Source organism: Rhodanobacter denitrificans, assembly GCF_003335105.1.
Lineage (GTDB): Bacteria > Pseudomonadota > Gammaproteobacteria > Xanthomonadales > Rhodanobacteraceae > Rhodanobacter > Rhodanobacter denitrificans_A.
Map to the genome: position 1 here is coordinate 116,541 of NZ_QFWQ01000004.1, position 17,777 is coordinate 134,317.

General features: G+C 66.5%; 17 protein-coding genes. 12 read left to right on the plus strand and 5 right to left on the minus strand.

Annotation, left to right across the window (positions count from 1 at the left end; genetic code table 11):
- Positions 1-132 precede the first annotated feature (132 nt).
- From petA to DEO45_RS06280, 5 genes are all read left to right on the plus strand, one after another.
- Entirely contained in the window at positions 133-738 is a 606-nt protein-coding gene (gene petA / locus DEO45_RS06260; protein WP_114341441.1) for a ubiquinol-cytochrome c reductase iron-sulfur subunit, read from the plus strand.
- Positions 738-2,039 (plus strand): cytochrome b, encoded by a 1,302-nt coding sequence (locus DEO45_RS06265; RefSeq protein ID WP_114341442.1) that lies wholly within the window; start codon positions 738-740, stop codon positions 2,037-2,039. The genes petA and DEO45_RS06265 overlap by 1 nt, the downstream gene beginning before the upstream one ends.
- 13 nt (positions 2,040-2,052) lie before the next feature.
- The gene (locus tag DEO45_RS06270) at positions 2,053-2,793 is read left to right on the plus strand and encodes a cytochrome c1 (RefSeq protein ID WP_114341443.1); all 741 of its coding nucleotides are present in this window, start codon (positions 2,053-2,055) and stop codon (positions 2,791-2,793) included.
- A 70-nt stretch (positions 2,794-2,863) separates the two neighbouring features.
- Complete coding sequence (locus DEO45_RS06275) at positions 2,864-3,496, plus strand: glutathione S-transferase N-terminal domain-containing protein (RefSeq protein ID WP_114341444.1); 633 nt, start codon at positions 2,864-2,866, stop codon at positions 3,494-3,496.
- Positions 3,497-3,512: 16 nt separating this feature from the next.
- Positions 3,513-3,938 carry a ClpXP protease specificity-enhancing factor gene (locus tag DEO45_RS06280; RefSeq protein WP_223250803.1) on the plus strand — a complete coding sequence of 142 codons (426 nt, stop codon included), beginning with the start codon at positions 3,513-3,515 and terminating at the stop codon, positions 3,936-3,938.
- 36 nt (positions 3,939-3,974) lie between these two features.
- On the opposite strand, the gene DEO45_RS06285 is transcribed toward DEO45_RS06280, so the two are convergent.
- The 4 genes from DEO45_RS06285 to DEO45_RS06300 form a co-directional block, all read right to left on the minus strand.
- Positions 3,975-4,379 (minus strand): DUF3301 domain-containing protein, encoded by a 405-nt coding sequence (locus tag DEO45_RS06285; protein ID WP_114341446.1) that lies wholly within the window; start codon positions 4,377-4,379, stop codon positions 3,975-3,977.
- A gap of 43 nt (positions 4,380-4,422) precedes the next feature.
- Complete coding sequence (gene nadC / locus DEO45_RS06290; RefSeq protein WP_114341447.1) at positions 4,423-5,280, minus strand: carboxylating nicotinate-nucleotide diphosphorylase; 858 nt, start codon at positions 5,278-5,280, stop codon at positions 4,423-4,425.
- Entirely contained in the window at positions 5,277-7,541 is a 2,265-nt protein-coding gene (locus DEO45_RS06295; RefSeq protein WP_114341448.1) for a DUF1631 domain-containing protein, read from the minus strand. Before DEO45_RS06295 ends, nadC begins: the two co-directional genes overlap by 4 nt.
- Positions 7,542-7,657: 116 nt before the next feature.
- Entirely contained in the window at positions 7,658-7,927 is a 270-nt protein-coding gene (locus tag DEO45_RS06300; protein WP_114341449.1) for a Trm112 family protein, read from the minus strand.
- A gap of 67 nt (positions 7,928-7,994) precedes the next feature.
- Here DEO45_RS06300 and purE point away from each other — a divergent pair, with 67 nt between their 5' ends.
- Together purE and DEO45_RS06310 are read left to right on the plus strand one after the other, a co-directional pair.
- A complete protein-coding gene (gene purE, locus DEO45_RS06305) occupies positions 7,995-8,498 on the plus strand; it encodes a 5-(carboxyamino)imidazole ribonucleotide mutase (protein WP_114341450.1) in 504 nt (167 codons plus the stop codon).
- Positions 8,495-9,649 (plus strand): 5-(carboxyamino)imidazole ribonucleotide synthase, encoded by a 1,155-nt coding sequence (locus DEO45_RS06310; protein WP_114341451.1) that lies wholly within the window; start codon positions 8,495-8,497, stop codon positions 9,647-9,649. The genes purE and DEO45_RS06310 overlap by 4 nt, the downstream gene beginning before the upstream one ends.
- A 65-nt stretch (positions 9,650-9,714) precedes the next feature.
- On the opposite strand, the gene DEO45_RS06315 is transcribed toward DEO45_RS06310, so the two are convergent.
- The gene (locus DEO45_RS06315) at positions 9,715-10,293 is read right to left on the minus strand and encodes a superoxide dismutase (RefSeq protein WP_114341452.1); all 579 of its coding nucleotides are present in this window, start codon (positions 10,291-10,293) and stop codon (positions 9,715-9,717) included.
- A gap of 114 nt (positions 10,294-10,407) precedes the next feature.
- On the opposite strand from DEO45_RS06315, the gene grxD reads away from it, so the two are divergent.
- The 5 genes from grxD (at position 10,408) to DEO45_RS06340 (ending at position 17,639) form a co-directional block, all read left to right on the plus strand.
- Positions 10,408-10,731 (plus strand): Grx4 family monothiol glutaredoxin, encoded by a 324-nt coding sequence (gene grxD / locus DEO45_RS06320; protein ID WP_114341453.1) that lies wholly within the window; start codon positions 10,408-10,410, stop codon positions 10,729-10,731.
- On the plus strand, positions 10,728-11,498 hold the full coding sequence (locus DEO45_RS06325; RefSeq protein ID WP_114341454.1) for an SDR family NAD(P)-dependent oxidoreductase: 771 nt from the start codon (positions 10,728-10,730) through the stop codon (positions 11,496-11,498). The genes grxD and DEO45_RS06325 overlap by 4 nt, the downstream gene beginning before the upstream one ends.
- 79 nt (positions 11,499-11,577) lie before the next feature.
- Positions 11,578-12,177, plus strand: a complete 600-nt coding sequence (locus tag DEO45_RS06330) for a YhgN family NAAT transporter (protein WP_114341859.1) — start codon at positions 11,578-11,580, stop codon at positions 12,175-12,177.
- Positions 12,178-12,274: 97 nt separating this feature from the next.
- Complete coding sequence (locus DEO45_RS06335) at positions 12,275-13,987, plus strand: GNAT family N-acyltransferase (protein ID WP_114341455.1); 1,713 nt, start codon at positions 12,275-12,277, stop codon at positions 13,985-13,987.
- A gap of 337 nt (positions 13,988-14,324) precedes the next feature.
- Positions 14,325-17,639, plus strand: a complete 3,315-nt coding sequence (locus DEO45_RS06340; RefSeq protein ID WP_114341456.1) for a TonB-dependent receptor — start codon at positions 14,325-14,327, stop codon at positions 17,637-17,639.
- The last annotated feature ends 138 nt before the right edge of the window (positions 17,640-17,777 follow it).

Genomic DNA, 17,777 nt, shown 5'->3' on the forward strand with positions numbered 1-17,777 from the left:
AATGTGGCGGCAGGCGGGGCCCGTCGCAATGCGGTTGATTGTACGGGGCAGGGGCTGACGCTACACTAACGCGATTTTTGCAGGCACCAAAAGCCTGTGTCTCAATGGCAAGCAAGTAATCCGGAGAGCCTGATGGCGAACGAAGTCGTCGATCACGGCCGCCGCCGTTTCCTGACAGCGACCACTGCGGTGGTTGGTGGCATCGGAATCGTGTCGGCAGCCGTGCCCTTCATCAAGTCGTGGGAACCCAGCGCGCGTGCCAAGGCCGCTGGTGCTCCGGTTACCCAGTCGCTGGCCAAGATCGAGGCGGGGCAACTGCTCATCGTCTCGTGGCGCAGCCTGCCGGTGTTCGTGCTCAACCGCACGGCGGCGCAGCTGGCCACGCTGCCCCAGGTCGACTCGCGCCTGGTGGACCCCAAGTCCAACGGCGTCTCCGCCGACCAGCAGCCGAAGTACGCACAGAACGAGGCCCGCTCGATCAAGCCGGAATGGCTGGTGATCGTGGGCATCTGCACGCATCTGGGCTGCGTGCCCGACTTCGTGCCGGAGATCAAGCCCGAGCCGTTCGACCCGGAATGGAAGGGCGGTTTCTACTGCCCCTGCCACAAGTCGCGCTATGACCTGGCCGGCCGGGTCTTCAATGGCGTTCCGGCGCCGAAGAACCTGCAGGTGCCGCCGTACCACTTCATCGACGACAGCACCATCCAGATTGGCGTGGATCCGAAGGAGGCTGGCTAATGGCCAACGTATTCACGAGCATCGGCGATTGGGTCAACGAGCGTGCGCCCGGCATGATGCCGGCGTACCGCAAGCACATGACCGAGTACTACGCGCCGAAGAACTTCAACCTCTGGTACTACTTCGGTTCGCTGGCGCTGCTGGTGCTGGTCAACCAGATCGTCACCGGCATCTTCCTCACCATGAACTACAACCCGAGCGCGGCGGGAGCCTTCGCCTCGGTCGAGTACATCATGCGTGACGTGGAGTGGGGCTGGCTGATCCGCTACATGCACTCCACCGGCGCCTCGCTGTTCTTCGTGGTGGTGCTCCTGCACATGTTCCGCGGCATCATGTACGGCTCGTACAAGAAGCCGCGCGAGCTGGTGTGGCTGCTCGGCATGCTGATCTTCCTGGTGCTGATGGCCGAGGCGTTCATGGGCTACGTGCTGCCGTGGGGCAACATGTCGTTCTGGGGCGCCAAGGTGATCATCTCGCTGTTCGGCACGATCCCGGTGATCGGCAGCACCCTGGTCGAGTGGATCATGGGCGACTTCCTGCCGGCCGATGCCACGCTCAACCGCTTCTTCGCGCTGCACGTGATCGCGCTGCCGCTCGTGCTGCTGCTGCTGGTGGTACTGCACATCGCCGCACTGCACGAAGTGGGTTCGAACAACCCGGACGGCGTGGAGATCAAGAAGGGTCCCAAGGGCAACCGCTGGGACGCGCTGAAGCCGGCTGATGGCATTCCGTTCCACCCGTACTACACGGTGAAGGATCTGGTCGGTGTGGGCTTCTTCCTGCTGATCGCGGCCTTCATCATCTTCTTCGCGCCGACCTTCGGCGGCTGGTTCCTCGAGCACGACAACTTCATCCCGGCGAACAACCTGGCCACGCCGTCGCACATCAAGCCGGTGTGGTACTTCACCCCGTTCTACGCGATCGTGCGCATGATCCCGTCGTTCCTCGGCTCGGCCGTGTGGGGCGTGCTGGCGATGTTTGGTGCGATCGCGGTGCTGTTCGCGCTGCCCTGGTTCGACCGCGGCAAGGTCAAGTCCATCCGCTATCGCGGCACCGGTTTCAAGGTGGCGCTGGGGCTGTTCGTGGTGTCGTTCTTCATGCTCGGTGCGGTTGGCGCGGGCATTACCGCCGAAGTGATCCCGGCCTGGTTCGGCAACGTGGACGTGACGTTCTGGGAGAACCTGTTCGGCCGCGTGATGACGCTGATCTACTTCGGGTTCTTCGCCTTCCTTTGGGCCTATACATACTTCGGCTGGGAAAAGACCAAGCCGGTTCCGGAACGGGTGACGACGCATGACTAAGCGGCAGCTGCTAATGAAGCGATACATCTTCCCGGTGGCGCTGGCGCTCGGCCTGGTCGTCGGCAGCGTGCCGGTGCAGGCGTCGGAAGGCGGCGCCCTGCCGAGTGCCGGCACCAACGTGCAGGACCAGGCCTCGCTGCAGCGTGGCGCCAAGCTGTTCTTCAACTACTGCGTCGGCTGCCACTCGCTGAAGTACATGCGTTACGAGCGGATCGCCACGGACCTGGGCCTGTCCGAGCAGGAGGTGATGCAGAACCTCAACTTCACCGGCGCCAAGTTCGGCGAGACCGTGGTCTCGCACATGCCGGAGGATGCGGCCGCGAAGTGGTTCGGCAAGGCTCCGCCGGACCTCTCGCTGGAAGTGCGCGCCAAGGGTGCCGACTGGGTCAACGCCTACCTCAACTCGTTCTATCTGGACCCGAGCCGCCCGGTGGGCTGGAACAACACGGTGTTCCCGAACGCGTCGATGCCGTTTCCGCTGTGGGAGCTGCAAGGCCTGCAGACGGCGGAGATGAAGCCGGCCAAGGCCGGCGAGGATCCGGCGGTGGAGAAGCTGGTGCTGTCGCAGCCGGGCAAGCTGACCCCGGCGCAGTTCCAGCAGGCCACCCGCGACCTGACCAGCTTCCTGGAGTACGCTTCCGAACCGGCGGCGCTGCAGCGCCACCATTACGGTATCTGGGTGCTGCTGTTCCTGGCGTTTTTCACCTTCCTGGCTGCCATGCTGAAGAAGGAATACTGGAAAGACGTCCACTGAGTATGGATGGCACCAACCGACCGCGGCGGCCACGAGCCGCCGCGGTCGTATCAACGATGGGGAATCGCGCATGGTCCCAAGCGCTCGCTCGCGTACTGTATTGACGCTCTACACCACGGCCGACGATGTGCAATGCCATCGCGCGCGGCTGGTGCTGGCCGCCAAGGGGGTCAGTTACGAACGGGTGCTGGTGGATCCGGCCAGGCCGCCGGCGGACCTGATCGACCTCAACCCCTACGCCAGCACGCCGACCCTGGTGGACCGCGACCTGACCCTGTTCGACACGTCGGTGGTCTGCGAATACCTCGACGAACGTTATCCGCATCCGCCGCTGATGCCGATCGACCCGCAATCACGCGCGCGCCTGCGGGTGGCCGCGGTGCGCATCGAGAAGGACTGGCTCACCGAGGTGGACATCATCCGCGCCGGCGGCCGCCCGGCGGATGCCGCGCGCAAGCGCCTGCGCGAGCACCTGCTGTCCGCGGTGCCGCTGTTCAAGGCCGCCCGTTTCTTCCTCAATCCCGAGATGAGCCTGGCCGACTGCCTGGTGGCACCGGTGATCTGGCGGTTGCCGTGGCTGGGCGTGGAACTGGGGCGCGAAGGCAAGTCGATCGTCGACTACGGCGAACGTTTGTTCCACAGTCAGGGTTTTGCGCGCAGCATGACCGACCAGGAAAAGGCGATGCGGCAGATCCATGAGTAAGAATGAAGTTGCACCGATGAGCTCCAACCGTCCGTACCTGCTGCGGGCGATCTACGACTGGATCAGCGACAACGACCTGACTCCATACGTGCTGGTCGATGCCGGTTTCGCCGGCGTGAAAGTGCCTCCGCAGGTGGTCAAGAACGGCCAGGTGGTGCTCAATCTGGCCACGCGCGCGGTGGCCAACCTCGACCTGGGCAACGAGTGGATCAGCTTCCAGGCACGCTTTTCCGGCGTCAGCCAGGCGATCCAGATTCCGGTGCGCGCCGTGCTGGCGCTGTATGCGCAGGAAAACGGCCAGGGCATGATGTTTCCCGCCGAAGAGGAAGGTGGCGATACGCCGCCGTCCGCTCCCGAGCCCGACGACACTCCGCCGGCAGCTGACGACGCCGGCAGCGACAAGCCGAAACGCAGCGCGCCGCATCTGCGGGTGGTCAAGTAGGGGGCACGCCGGCGAGACGCCGCGCAAGCCCCGGGGTCAGTTCAGGCGGTGGTCCGTGCGTGTGCGCGGGTGCAGCGGCACCACGTTGCTGGCCGGCGCGAGGGGGCGCACCGCGGCTTCCTCGTGCGGCAGCAGTTCGATCGTGGGCAGGCTGAGGCTGCTCAGCGTGTCATCGACCATCCACAACCGCCCCGGCTCGCGGTCGTGGCCGTCGATGCTGACCTCGAAGCCGTAGCATCGCTCGATCCGGCGTCGGCCGTCGATCCGGCGCAGGCGCAGGCGGCGCAGGCCGACGGTCTCGTCGAGCAGCTGCAGGCCGTGCTGCCGGCACTGCCGCCGCGCTTCCCGCACGGCGCGCTCGCGCGCCACGCTGAGCCTCAGCCACAGCGCCACGACGGCACCGAGCACCAGCAACAGCAGGAGGTTGGAGAGATCGCTCATGCCTGCAGTGTGCGGGCGCGGTTGGCCGGGTGCAAGCCGCGGCTCAGTCCAGTCGCAGGCGCAGCGACAGGTCCACCGCCCGAACGTGCTTGGTCAGTGCGCCGACCGAAATGAAGTCGACGCCGGTGCGGGCGAATTCGCCGATCGTGCGCAGGTCGACATTGCCGGAGGCCTCCAGCGGCACGCGCCCGGCCGTGCGCCGCACCGCCTCGACCATCGACGCGAGTTCGAAGTTGTCCAGCATGATGCGGTCCACGCCGGCCTGCAGCGCCTGCTCCAGTTCGTCCAGGTTCTCCACCTCGACCTCGAGCGGCAGTTCCGGATGGAGCCGCCGGGCGGCTTGTACCGCCGCGGCGATGCCGCCGGCGGCGATGATGTGGTTTTCCTTGATCAGGATCGCGTCGTACAGGCCCATGCGCTGGTTGTGGCCGCCGCCGCAGCGCACCGCGTACTTCTGCGCAAGGCGCAGGCCGGGAATGGTCTTGCGGGTATCCAGCACGCGTACCGCGGTGCCGGCGACGGCGGCGACGTACTCGGCGGTCGCCGTGGCGGTGGCGGACAGCAGCTGCAGGAAATTCAGCGCCGAGCGTTCCGCGGTGACCAGTGGGCGGGCATGGCCGGACAGGCGGCAGATCACCGAGCCGGGCATGACGCGATCGCCGTCGCGCACCTGCCAGTCGATATGCACGGCCGGATCGAGTCGGCGGAAGCAGGCATCGAACCAGGCCGTGCCGGCGATCACCGCCGCGTCGCGGCAGGTCAGTGCGGCATGCGCGCGGGCGTCGGCCGGCAGCAGGCCGGCAGTGGCGTCGCCCTGGCCGAGATCCTCGGTGAGGGCGCGTTCGACATCGGCGGCGATCTGCCCGGCATCCGGCAGGACGAACGATGGGGCGGCAATCATTCGGCGGCGGTATCTGCGGGCGGCGTCGCGTCGGGCTGGCTCAGCTTGCCGACGATCGCCGTCATGGCCCGGTCGAACAGGGCGTTGCCGGCAAGTATGCGGGCCCGGCCGTCGGTGAGCAGCACGGTCAGTTCCTGCGGCGAGTAGTCGGCCACCTTCAGGCCGCGCCGGTTGACGAACAGGTAGCGTCCGCTCATCGGGCTGATCCACGACAGCTTGGCCCGGGTCATCGCCTCGTCGGGCATGCAGAACTCCAGCCAGGAGCCCGGTTGCAGCGCCTGTACCTGGTGCCACTCGGGGCTGTCCAGTGGCACTTCGACGACTTCCCCGTCGATGCCGTCGTCATCGACCGGGGCATCCTGGCTGATGACCGGCTGGATGCCGTCGGGGATGGACAGCACGGCGGCGGCGTCTTCGGGACCGGTTGCCTCGACCGTCGCCGGCACCTCGCCGAGCTGCTGGCGGTAGTACGCATGCAACTGGCCGAGCAGGCGTTCGATGTCCTGTTCCTGGAAGGCCACGTTGGCCAGGCCGTGGCGCAGCGCGCGCTCGATCCCGGGCAGCATCTGCCGCAGCGCGTGCCGGCTTTCCGGGGTGGTGGCCGGCCGGGTGCTGGCGATGAACTCGTCGACGAAGCGCAGCGCACCCCTGAATTCGGGCGAGCCCTCGCCCTGGCGCAGCAGGGTCAGCACCAGATGGTTGGCCCAGGCCCGCGCCAGCACGCCGTGCATCAGCGGCGGCAGCTTGTGTCCGCCGATGCGGTCGAGGATCTCGCGGGCGGCCCGACGGCGCGCCTGCTCCAGCTTCTCGCGGCCGCGGGTGGATTCGGCAACGCGTTGTTCGGCCAGTTCGGAGCGGCGCTTGTTGAGGTCCTGGAACTGCTGCAGGTCGAGCAACAGACGCTCGAAGATGCCCATGTCATCGTCGAAATCGTGCAGCAGTTGGTCGACGATCGACTTGATTTTCTCGTGCAGGCGATGATCGCGATCGGATTCCTCGGACCAGCCCTTGGCCTGCTCGGCCAGGCCGTCAAGCAGCCGGCGGGCCGGGTGCTGGCGGTGTGCAAACAGCTTGCGGTCGAGGATCGCCGCCTTGAGGTACGGGATCTGCAGCCGCGCCAGCATGACCTGCATGGCGACGGGCAGGTTGCGGTCCTCCAGGATGAACTCGAACAGCATGCCGACCAGGTCGATGGTGTCCTCGTCGATGCTGGCGACGTGACCGGGCTTCTCGCCGCGCAGAGCGCCGATCTGGGCCAGCAGCTGACCCTTCAGCTGCATCACCTCGCGGCTCAGGGCGGCGGCGTCGTCGGAGTCCGCGTAGGGCAGCGGGCCGGCGCTGGCGATCTGGCTCTGCAGCACGCTGAGTGCGCCGAGCAATTCGTTCGCCGACGGCAGCGGGCCGGTCGGTCCCGCGTGCACGCCGGCGGCGGGGCCGCGGCGCGCGCTGAACAGCGCGTGCAGGGTCTGCAGCAGATCGCTGGGGATCTCGCTGGCTTCTTCGCCGGCCGCGGCCTGGGCGGGATCGCTGCTGCCGGCGGTCTTTGCGTTGCCGCGCGAGGCCTCCTGACGCAGTTGCGGCAGTACGCCGGCGCGTGCCAGTTCGGTGTTGATGTCCTGGTAGAGGTCTTCCAGCGACGACAGCACGTAGCGGTCGAACAGTTTGTAGATGATCAGCTTGACCCGCATGTCCGCGCTGAGTTCGTGCAGCGCGTGGCGGAAGGCCTGGGTCAACCCTGCCGGGGCCACCGGATTGCCGGAATCCTCGATCTTGTGGCCGCCGCAGATGACCGACAGCCGCTGGTTGACCGCGAACAGGTCACGCGACAGCCGTGACTCGTGCTTGCTGGTCATGCTGGTGATTGCCAGCGACTCCTCCAGCTCGTTGTCGGCCACCAGCGTCAGCTCGACCGCGCCCGATGGTGTCGACGCGCCTGCGCCGAACGGGCGCTGTTGCGGGTGGGCCAGCTCGCCGAGGTCGCGGTTGACCCGGCTCAGGAAGCTGCGCTCCACGGCGGGGCGGCGCTTGCGCACTTCGCGCATGCCGTCGAAGTAGTGCATCTGCGCAGCGTTGTTCTCGGCCTTCTCGGCCAGATCGAACAGCGCGTCGTCGACGTGCTCGAAGGCATTGCCGATCGACTGCTGCAGCCGCTTGCCGGCGATGTTGCGCACGGCGTTGAGCAACTCGCCGACGCGTTCGGCGGTGGGGTCCAGGCGCTGGCTCAAATTGACGACTTTGGATGGATCACTGGCTTCGTTCATCGCCAACCCCCTGAAACATTGCTGTGCACAGCCCGATCCGGCGCTGGCTGGGCAGGTATCGACGATAAGCCAAGGCGGGTATGCGTGTCACGCATCGGTGGCCGTCGACGCGACAGCTAAGCCGCGGGAAATCCGCTCAGCTGGAGGGTGCCGATGCCCTCCTCGGGCAGCATCACCGGGATGCCGTCCTCGACCCGGTAGATCACCTTGCGATCGGTGGTGAGCAGGGCCTCGCCGACCCTCTCACGCACCGGCGCGCCGGCGACGGTGTCGACCTTGCCGGTGGCTATGGCGTCGTTCAGCGCATCGAGCTCGCGCTTGCCCAGCGGGCGCAGCGGCATTTTGCTGACGGGGCAGCACAGGATGTCGAGCAGGCGCTTGTCCATGGTGGATTGCTTGGGTGTGCCGGACTGGTGAAAGCCCGTACAATAACCGCTTTTGGATGGCCCGGCCATGACAGGAACAGGCAGACCGCCGCGCGTCGGCGTTGTGATGGGTTCGCGGTCGGATTGGGAAACCATGCAGCACACGGCGAACGTGCTGACCGAACTGGGCGTGGCGCACGAGGTGAGGGTGGTGTCCGCGCACCGCACGCCGGACCTGCTGTTCAGTTACGCCGAACAAGCCCATGGGCGCGGCATCCAGGTGATCGTCGCCGGCGCCGGCGGTGCCGCCCATCTGCCCGGCATGCTGGCAGCCAAGACCCGTCTGCCGGTGTTCGGCGTGCCGGTGCAGTCGAAGGCGTTGAACGGGATGGACTCGCTGCTCTCGATCGCGCAGATGCCGGCCGGCATTCCGGTCGGCACCCTGGCGATCGGCCGCGCCGGTGCGGTGAACGCCGGGCTGCTGGCCGTAGCGGTGCTGGCACTGCACGACCCGGCATTGGCCACGGCGCTGGACCACTGGCGTGCGCGACAGACCCAGGCCGTGATCGAACAACCGGACCCGCGTCAATGAGCGAACGGCGGCAGCCCGTACTGGGCGTACTCGGCGGCGGACAGCTGGCGCGCATGCTGGCGCTGGCGGGGGCCCCGCTGGGCGTGAACACCCTGGTGGTGGACAGCGCGGCCGACGCCTGCGCCGGCCAGGTCGCACCGCTGGTGGTGGCCGACTGGACCGACTACGCCGCCCTGGAGGCGTTTGCCGGCAGGGTCGACGTGGTCACTTTCGATTTCGAGAATGTGCCGGCCGAGACCGCCCGCTGGCTGGCCGAACGGGTGAAGGTTTCCCCCGCGCCGCTGGCGCTGGCGGTGGCGCAGGACCGGCTGGCCGAGAAGACGCTGTTCCGCGAGTGCGGCCTGCCCACGCCCGACTTCATGACGGTGGATACGCGCGAGCAACTGGACCAGGCGCTGGCCGTGGTCGGTGTGCCGGCGATTCTCAAGACGCGCCGGCTCGGCTATGACGGCAAGGGCCAGTTCCGCCTGCGCGATCGGGCCGATGCGGATGCGGCATGGGCCGCGCTCGGCGCGCAGGCGTCGCGTCACGGCCTGATACTGGAAGCGTTCGTGCCGTTCGAGCGCGAGTTGTCGGTGATCGCCGTGCGAGGCCGCGACGGCGACTTCCGCACCTGGCCGTTGACCCGCAACTGGCACGTCGACGGCGTGCTGTCGATGAGCCTGGCGCCGGCGCCGGACATCGAACAGTTGCAGCAGCGCGCCACCGCGCTGGCACGGACGCTGGCCGAGCGGCTGGACTACGTGGGCGTGTTCGCGCTGGAGCTGTTCGTGAAGGACGGCGAACTGCTCGGCAACGAGATGGCGCCGCGGGTGCACAACTCCGGCCACTGGACCATCGAGGGCGCACACGCCAGCCAGTTCGAGAACCACGTGCGTGCGGTGCTCGGCCTGCCGCTGGGCGACACCGGCGCGCGCGGCCCGTCGGCGATGTTCAACTGGATCGGCGAGCTGCCCGATGCATCCGCGGTGCTGCGGGTCGTCGATGCGCACTGGCACGATTACGGCAAGCAGGCCCGGCCCGGCCGCAAGGTGGGCCATGCCACGGTGTGCGCCACGGGCGCGGGGCAACTGGCCGCGCGGCTGGGCCAGGTTGCCGCGGCGCTCGGGCGCGAGGCACAGGTGGCGCCGGTGCTGTCCGCGCTCGGCTGAACCGAGGTGGCATGGGCACAAAAAAACGGAGCCGCCAGGGCTCCGTTTTTGTTTGCGCCGAAGCGTCAGGCGAGGTTGCCGGCCGCGAATTCCCAGTTCACCAGGTTCCAGAACGCCTCCACGTACTTCGGGCGGGCGTTGCGGTAGTCGATGTAGTAAGCGTGCTCCCACACGTCGGTGGTGAACAGCGGCTTGTCGCTGCCGGTGATCGGGGTGGCCGCGTTGGAGGTGTTGACGATGCCGAGCGAGCCGTCCGGGCGCTGCACCAGCCAGGTCCAGCCGGAGCCGAAGTTGCCGGCGGCGGACTTGCTGAACTCCTCCTTGAACTTGTCGAACGAGCCGAACGCCTTGTTGATCGCGTCGGCCAGCTTCCCGGTCGGGGCGCCGCCGCCTTTCGGGCTCATCGAGTTCCAGTAGAACGTGTGGTTCCAGATCTGCGCGGCGTTGTTGAACACGCCGCCGGAGGATTTCCGGATGATTTCCTCGAGCGGGGCGCTGGCGAACTCGGTGCCTTCGATCAGCTTGTTGAGGTTGGTCACGTAGGCCTGGTGGTGCTTGCCGTAGTGGTATTCCAGCGTTTCGGCGGAGATGTGCGGCTCCAGTGCGTTCTTTTCATACGGCAGCGGAGGAAGTTCGATCGCCATGATGAGGCTCCTTGGATGTGGCTGGGGGAGAAAAGGTCGGTGCGGCGGACGGCAGCCGACGGCTGACTGATACAATACCGCTCTGCCTGCATTGTAGAGATGAAACACCGAGCCATGGACATCAACGAGCAAATCAGGGCGATGCTGGCCGAGCATCCCATCGTGCTTTTCATGAAGGGCACGCCGGAGTTCCCGATGTGCGGGTTCTCCAGCCGGGCCGCGCAGGCGCTGGCCGATGCCGGCGCCGCATTCCACGCGGTGAACGTGCTGGCAGATCCGCAGATCCGCGCGGCGCTGCCGCACTTCTCCAACTGGCCCACGTTCCCGCAGCTGTTCATCCAGGGCGAACTGATCGGCGGCTGCGACATCATCGAGGACCTGAAGTCCTCCGGCGAGTTGTCACGCATGGCCCGCGACGTGGCCGGGGTGGCGCCTTGACGGCGCTGCCGGTTGCCCGGTTGCCGGCCGGCTGGCAACCGTCGGCCGACACCCTGGCCGATCGCGTGGTGCTGGTGACCGGCGCCTATGGCGGCCTCGGCGGCGCGGTGGCGCGCGCAGCGGCACGCGCCGGGGCCACGGTGGTGATTACCGGCAGGCGCAAGCGCCAGCTCGAGCAACTGTACGACGCGATGTTGGCCGAGGGCCTGGCCGAGCCGGTGATCCATCCGCTGGACATGGAAGTGGCCACGCCGCGCGAATACGCCGCCCTGGCCGAAGGCCTGGAGCGCGACTTCGGCCGGCTCGACGGCATCGTGCATGCGGCGGTCAGCTTCGGCGGCCTGACCCCGGTCACCATGCACAAGCCGGATGCCTGGCTGCGCGCGATGCATGTCAACGTCAACGCCCCGTTCGCGCTGACCCAGGCCTGCCTGCCGCTGCTGACCCAGGCCCGCGACAGTGCCGTGGTGTTCGTGCTGGACGATCCCGAACTGCTGCAGCGCGCGCACTGGGGCGGCTACGGCGTGTCGAAGGCGGCGCTGGAGCGCTTCGTGGGGATCCTGCACGAGGAGAACGACAGCGGTCCGCTGCGCGTCCATGCCATGCTGCCGGCGCCGATGCGCACGGCACTGCGCCAGCTGGCCTATTTCGGCGAGGACATCCTGCAGCGTCCGCTGCCGGATGCCGCGGCGGCCGCGGCGGTGTACCTGCTTGGCGCACAAGGCGCCGCGGCGCGCGGCGCGGTGCTCGACCTGCGGGGCGACTGACCGGCTGTTACCCGACGGCATGATGGCGTGCCGCCCAACGTGGCTGCCCAACGAGGATGGAGTCGAGATGGAAACGCAGATGACCACATTGTCGGCGGGCATCCTGCTGTTCCTGATCATGGACCCGCTGGGCAATATCCCGCTGTTCCTGAGCCTGCTGAAGAACGTGCCGCCCAAGCGCAGGCGGCGTGTCATGGTGCGCGAACTGCTGATCGCGCTGGGTGTGCTGCTGGTGTTCCTGTTCGGCGGCCAGCACATCCTCAAGCTGCTGCAGCTGAAGCAGGAGTCGATCAGCATCGCCGGCGGCATCGTACTGTTCCTGATCGGCATCCGCATGGTGTTTCCGCCTGCCGACGGCGGCGGGATCTTCGGCAAATCCGGCGGCGGCGAGCCGTTCATCGTGCCAATGGCAATCCCGGGCGTGGCCGGCCCTTCGGCGATGGCGGCGCTGCTGCTGCTGACCAACACCCAGCCTGGCCGCACCGCCGACTGGACGATCGCGCTGTTGCTGGCGTGGCTGGCCAGCTCGCTGATCCTGCTCAGTGCCACCTATCTTTTCCGCTGGCTGGGCGAGAGCGTGCTGACCGCACTGGAGCGCGTGATGGGCATGCTGCTGATCGCGCTGTCGGTGCAGATGTTCATGGCCGGCGTGGCGGCGTTCCTGCACATGAACGTTTGAAACGACGACGTTGCCGCAATGTCGCAGGCGCCGCTTCGGGTGATCGTGCAGCTGTCATAATCGGCCGCCAGGATGGGGGGAATCCGAGGAGGCAGACATGCTGAGCATCGAACAGTCCCTGACCGAACGATTGCCTTGGCTGGCGCAGTTCCCGCGCCTGCGCCGACCCGTGGCCGGCATGCTGGGGCGGCTGGCCGACGAGGACGGCTTCAACCGCGTGCTGGACGGGGCCGGCGCCACCGAGGGCTTCGATTTCGTCGATCGCGTGCTGGAGATGCTCGGCACCACGCATCACGTCAATCCCGGCGACCTCGAGAACATTCCGGCCGAAGGCCCCTTGCTGGTGGTGGCCAATCATCCGCTGGGCATGCAGGACGCGCTGGCGATGCTGCAGCTGATCGGCTCGGTACGCCGCGACGTGCGCATCCTCGGCAACGACTGGCTGGCAACCGTGCCGCAACTGGGCAAACTGTTGCTGCCGGTGGACGTGTTCGGCAAGGGCGCAGCCTCCCGCCTGCGTGGCATCTACCGGGCGCTGGAGAGCGGCGAGGCGCTGATCGTGTTCCCTGCTGGCGAGGTCTCGCGCGTGCGCGCCGGTGGCGTGCGCGACAGCCGCTGGTCGGAAGGGTTTGCGCGGCTGTCGCTGCGCAGCAAGGTGCCGGTGCTGCCGGTACATATTTCGGCGCGCAACTCGGCGGTGTTCTACGGCCTGTCGATGCTCGCCAAGCCGCTGAGCACGGCGATGCTGCCGCGTGAGGCGGTGGCGCCGGGCAAGCGCAGGATCGGCTTCAGCATCGGCGCCCTGATCGATGCCGACGAACTTGCCCGGCGCAGCGGCGGGTCGCCGGAGCAACTGGCGAAGCTCATGCGTCGGCACGTCTACCGGGTCGGCCGGCATCGTGGCCTGATCTTCGGCGGGCAGGCGCCGCTTGCACTGCCGGAACCGGCGGAGCAGGTGGCGGCGGAACTGACCTGCGGCGAGAAACTGGCCGACCTTGCCGACGGCAAGCAGGCGTGGCTGTACATGGGCACCGCCGACAGCGCGGTGATGCGCGAGATCGGCCGGCTGCGCGAACTGACCTTCCGCAAGGTGGGCGAAGGTACCGGCACGCGGCGCGATCTGGACATCTACGACCCCCACTATGAGCACCTGGTGTTGTGGGATCCGCAGGCATCGCGCATCGTCGGCGCCTATCGTTTCGGCCATGGCGGCCGGCTGCTCGCCGAACGCGGCATGGCCGGCCTGTACACCTCCAGCCTGTTCTCCTATTCGCCTGCGCTGGAATCGCGGCTGGCACAGGGGATGGAGCTGGGCCGCAGCTTCATCGCGCCGGCCTACTGGCGTTCGCGCGCGCTGGACCAGTTGTGGCAGGGCATCGGCCTTTATCTGCAGCGGCACCCCGAGCTGCGCTACCTGTTCGGCCCGGTCAGCATGTCGGTGAGTCTGCCGCGCGAGGCGCGCGAATGGATCGCGGCCGCGCATCAGTATTATTTCGGCGCACCCGGCCTGGCCGCGGCGCGGCAGCCGTTCGTGGTCTCGCCCGAAGTGGTGCAGGGCGTGCGCGCGGCGCTGGAAGGTCTGGATGCCGTCGCCGGGCTGGGCAAGCTCAAGCACCACCTGGACGCACTGGGTGTCAGCATGCCGGTGCTGTACCGCCAGTATGTGGATCTGGTCGAGCCCGCCGGCGTGCAGTTCCTGGGTTTCGGCGAGGATCCGGATTTCTCCGGTTGCGTGGATGGCCTGGTGATGCTCGACCTGGCGAACCTGAAACCCGCCAAGCGTGCGCGCTATCTCGGCAAGACCGGTTGAACCGGAGTAGTCGCCGCGTCAGGCAGTACCGGTGCTGCGCATTATGTCATTGATTTCATATCAATAAATGAGTATCGCGCAACCAGGCCGTGTCTAGCTGGTGAAGTGCAATTGTTACAAAAGTGTAATAACATGCCGTTAAAGTTCGTTTAATAACCGGCCTGCGCAAGATTTTGCTGGTCGGAGCGTCCCGCGTCCGTCACGTCCGTGAATCGGGAATCGCCACACAGGGTACCAAACAAGCACGGGTCAACAGTTGCGCTTGGCATGCTCCGGGCCAGGCAACGTTTGCATCCGGAACGCAAATACTTTCGTTTCGAGCCTGAGAGTCGACAGAATGAATAGCCGAATTCGCGCCAAACTCCTGCCGTTCGCCATCGCTTCGCTGCTGGCGGCCTCGGTGCCTGCCATTGCGCAGGACACCTCCTCTTCGATCAGCGGCCGCGTGCTGGACGCAAACGGGCAGCCGGTATCGGGCGCCACCGTGCAGATCGTGCATGAGCCCTCGGGCACCACCAAGATCACCACCACCGATGCCAGCGGCCGTTATGCCGCGCAAGGTTTGCGCGTGGGCGGTCCGTTCGACGTCACGGCATCCAAGGCCGGCCTGGCACAGGCCGAGCACGGGCAGGTTTACCTGCAGCTGGCCCAGGAAACCCCGGTCAACCTGACCATGGGTGCGGAGCAGGCGAAGGAAGTCAAGGACCTCGCCGGCGTCACCGTCTCGGCCAATGCACTGGCGCAAACCTTCACCCCGGACAACAAAGGCATCTCGACCAACGTCTCGCAGCGTGAAATCGAGGCGACGCCGACCCCGGGCCGCTCGATCCAGAACATCGTGCGCCTCGATCCGCGCATCGTGATCTCCGACCGCGACCGCGGCGAGATCTCCGCGATCGGCCAGAACAGCCGCTATAACAACATCACGGTGGATTCGGTCAGCGCCAACGATCCGTTCGGCCTGAACGCGAACGGTCTGCCGACTTTGGGCACGCCGATTTCGCAGGACACGATCCAGGAATACAACATCTCGACCGCCAACTACGACGTGGCCACGCGTCGCGGCGTCGGCGCGATCGTCAACGCGGTGACCAAGAGCGGTACCAACGATTTCCACGGCTCGGCGTACTACGCGTTCCAGAATCGCGACCAGATGATCGCCGACTACAACGGCCAGCCGTACGGCGGCTTCCGCCGTACCTGGACGGCCGGCGGCACCGTCGGCGGCCCGATCATCAAGGACAAGCTGTTCTTCTTTGCCTCGTACGAGAAGAGCAAGCAGATCGGTCCGTCCTCCCAGTACGGCGTGCAGGGCTCCGGCGCGACCACCGAGATCCGCGGCCTGACCCAGCAGAACGTCGACGCCATCACTGCGGCAGCCAAGGCCAAGGGTTTTGACGTCGGCGGCCTCGGTGGCGGCAATACCGATCTGCAGGACAAGCGTTACCTCGCCAAGATCGACTGGAACATCACCAACAACCACCGTGCCAGCTTCACTTACAGCCAGACCAAGGAAAACAAGCCGATCATCACCGGCAACAACAACATCCTGGTGCTCTCCAGCGGCTGGTACAAGACCAACGTCGACAACAAGAGCTACGCACTGCACTTCTATGACGACTGGTCGGATGTCTTCTCCACCGACACCACCCTTTCCTACGCCGACTTCCAGCAGAACCGTGGGCCGTACAACGGCGTGGCCCAGCCGGACGTCTCGGTGTGCCTGAACAGCGTCAACGGTTGCTACAGCTCCAGCAGCTCGCCGGGCGTGGAGTTCGGTACCGAATACTCCAGCCAGGCCAACGTGCTGCACGTGAAGACGCTGAATGCGGCGTGGGCCGGCACGCTCTACCTGGGCGACCACACGGTCAAGGGCGGTTTCGACTTCCAGCGCGGCCAGTACTACAACCTGTTCCTGCAGAACGCGTTCGGCAGCTACCAGTTCAACACGCTGGCCAATTTCAATGCCGGCACCTATTACCAATACCGTTACAACGCACCGGCAGCGGGGCTCAGCCTGAGTGATGTCGCCGCCAACTTCGAGTTGAAGGAATACGGCATCTTCCTGCAGGACACCTGGCAGGTGAACCACAACCTGTCGGTGCAGTACGGCTTCCGTGTCGACATCCCGCTGACCGGCGACCGGCCGCTGTACAACCCGTGCTATGCGGCTGCCCCCGGGGTGGCCGTGGTGGCTGCCAACTGCGTGTCGGCCAAGGGTGGTTTCGGTCGCACCAACACCAGCACGATCAATGGCAACCGCCAGGTTCAGCCGCGGATGTCGTTCAACTACACCTTCGACACCGAGCGCCTGACCCAGCTGCGCGGCGGTGCCGGCCTGTTCATCTCCAATCCGCCGAGCGTGTGGCTGGGCAACATCTACCAGAACTCGGGCGTGACCCAGGTGCAGTACAACTGCGGTCCGACGCAGAGCGCGTGCAACACCACCACCGGCCTGCCGCCGTTCAGCGCCAACCCGTACGGCCAGAATGGCGGCTCGGCGCCGATTCCCGGCGCCAAGGGCGCGCAGATGGCGGTCAGCACGGTCAGCGACAACTTCCAGCTTCCCAGCGTGTGGAAGATGTCGCTCGGCTTCGATCGTGAGCTGCCGTGGTGGGGGCTGCTGTTCACCGCGGATTACGAGCACATCAAGAACCGCAACGCGATCTGGTACCAGAACCTCAACATCGGTGCACCCACCGGCGTGCTGCCGGACGGCCGCTTCACCTACTACAAGAATCCGGCGGGCGGCAGCAGCGGCAACACCGCACGCGCGAATGCCAATCAGGCATTCGGCGATGCGGTGATCAACCTGGCCAACAGCGGTCGGGGCAGTGCCGACAGCCTCAGCCTCTCCCTGAAGAAGCCGTTCGCGGACGAGTGGTCCGGCATGGTCGGCTTCACCTGGAGTCGCGCCACGGAGGTCAACCCGGGTACTTCGAGCGTGGCCCGCTCGAGCTTCAGCAACAACGTCTGGGTGAACCCGAACGAGAACAAGGCGAGCACCTCCAGCTACTCGATCCCGAAGCGGGTGATCGCCTCGCTGACCTGGCAGCACCGCTTCTTCGGCGACTACGCCACCAGCGCCACCATGTTCTATGACGGCCACTCGGGTACCCCGTACAGCTGGCGCTTCGGCAACGACGCCAACGGCGACGGTTTCACCTCCGACCTGGCCTACATCCCGAACAAGGGCGATATCAATTTCGCACCGGGCACCACGCAAGCGCAGATGGATTCGTTCTGGGCGTACATCGACAGCAACAAATACCTGCGCGACCACAAGGGCGAGATTGCCAGCCGCAACGGCGCCCGCGCTCCCTGGGTCAACCAGATCGACCTGAGCTTCAGCCAGGAAATCCCGGGCCTGTTCAAGGGCAACAAGGGCGTGATCCGGCTGGACATCTACAACGTCGGCAACATGCTCAACAAGAAATGGGGTGTCGACCACCGCGCCAGCTTCCCGCTGGTTCGCAACCTAGCCGATTTCGCCGGCGTGGGCGCCGATGGCAAGTACATCTACGACATCAGCAAGGCGGCCTACAAGGACAGCAACGGCAACTACAGCCCGCTGCCGCTGCCGCGCGCCGACGAGTTGAACGGCCCGACCCAGCGCTGGTCGATCCTGGCCACCCTGCGTTACACGTTCTGAGTCATCCTTTGTCCGGAAATCCTGGCCGGCGTCCGCGAGGGCGCCGGCTTTTTGTTGGCCGGCGCCAAGACGCCGGCCGGTACTTGACCCTGTCCCGCGCCTGCCCTGAAGCTAGGCGGTCTGCCCTGCATGAAGGCA

Excerpts from the sequence above, each read along its gene's own strand:
- DEO45_RS06270 (WP_114341443.1), top strand. The coding sequence starts at position 2,053 with ATGAAGCGATACATCTTCCCGGTGGCGCTGGCGCTCGGCCTGGTCGTC.
- DEO45_RS06265 (WP_114341442.1), top strand. The coding sequence starts at position 738 with ATGGCCAACGTATTCACGAGCATCGGCGATTGGGTCAACGAGCGTGCG.
- DEO45_RS06310 (WP_114341451.1), top strand. The coding sequence starts at position 8,495 with ATGAGCGAACGGCGGCAGCCCGTACTGGGCGTACTCGGCGGCGGACAG.
- petA (WP_114341441.1), top strand. The coding sequence starts at position 133 with ATGGCGAACGAAGTCGTCGATCACGGCCGCCGCCGTTTCCTGACAGCG.
- DEO45_RS06330 (WP_114341859.1), top strand. The coding sequence starts at position 11,578 with ATGACCACATTGTCGGCGGGCATCCTGCTGTTCCTGATCATGGACCCG.
- purE (WP_114341450.1), top strand. The coding sequence starts at position 7,995 with ATGACAGGAACAGGCAGACCGCCGCGCGTCGGCGTTGTGATGGGTTCG.
- DEO45_RS06315 (WP_114341452.1), bottom strand. The coding sequence starts at position 10,293 with ATGGCGATCGAACTTCCTCCGCTGCCGTATGAAAAGAACGCACTGGAG.
- DEO45_RS06275 (WP_114341444.1), top strand. The coding sequence starts at position 2,864 with ATGGTCCCAAGCGCTCGCTCGCGTACTGTATTGACGCTCTACACCACG.
- DEO45_RS06280 (WP_223250803.1), top strand. The coding sequence starts at position 3,513 with ATGAGCTCCAACCGTCCGTACCTGCTGCGGGCGATCTACGACTGGATC.
- DEO45_RS06295 (WP_114341448.1), bottom strand. The coding sequence starts at position 7,541 with ATGAACGAAGCCAGTGATCCATCCAAAGTCGTCAATTTGAGCCAGCGC.
- DEO45_RS06340 (WP_114341456.1), top strand. The coding sequence starts at position 14,325 with ATGAATAGCCGAATTCGCGCCAAACTCCTGCCGTTCGCCATCGCTTCG.
- nadC (WP_114341447.1), bottom strand. The coding sequence starts at position 5,280 with ATGATTGCCGCCCCATCGTTCGTCCTGCCGGATGCCGGGCAGATCGCC.
- DEO45_RS06335 (WP_114341455.1), top strand. The coding sequence starts at position 12,275 with ATGCTGAGCATCGAACAGTCCCTGACCGAACGATTGCCTTGGCTGGCG.
- DEO45_RS06285 (WP_114341446.1), bottom strand. The coding sequence starts at position 4,379 with ATGAGCGATCTCTCCAACCTCCTGCTGTTGCTGGTGCTCGGTGCCGTC.
- DEO45_RS06300 (WP_114341449.1), bottom strand. The coding sequence starts at position 7,927 with ATGGACAAGCGCCTGCTCGACATCCTGTGCTGCCCCGTCAGCAAAATG.
- grxD (WP_114341453.1), top strand. The coding sequence starts at position 10,408 with ATGGACATCAACGAGCAAATCAGGGCGATGCTGGCCGAGCATCCCATC.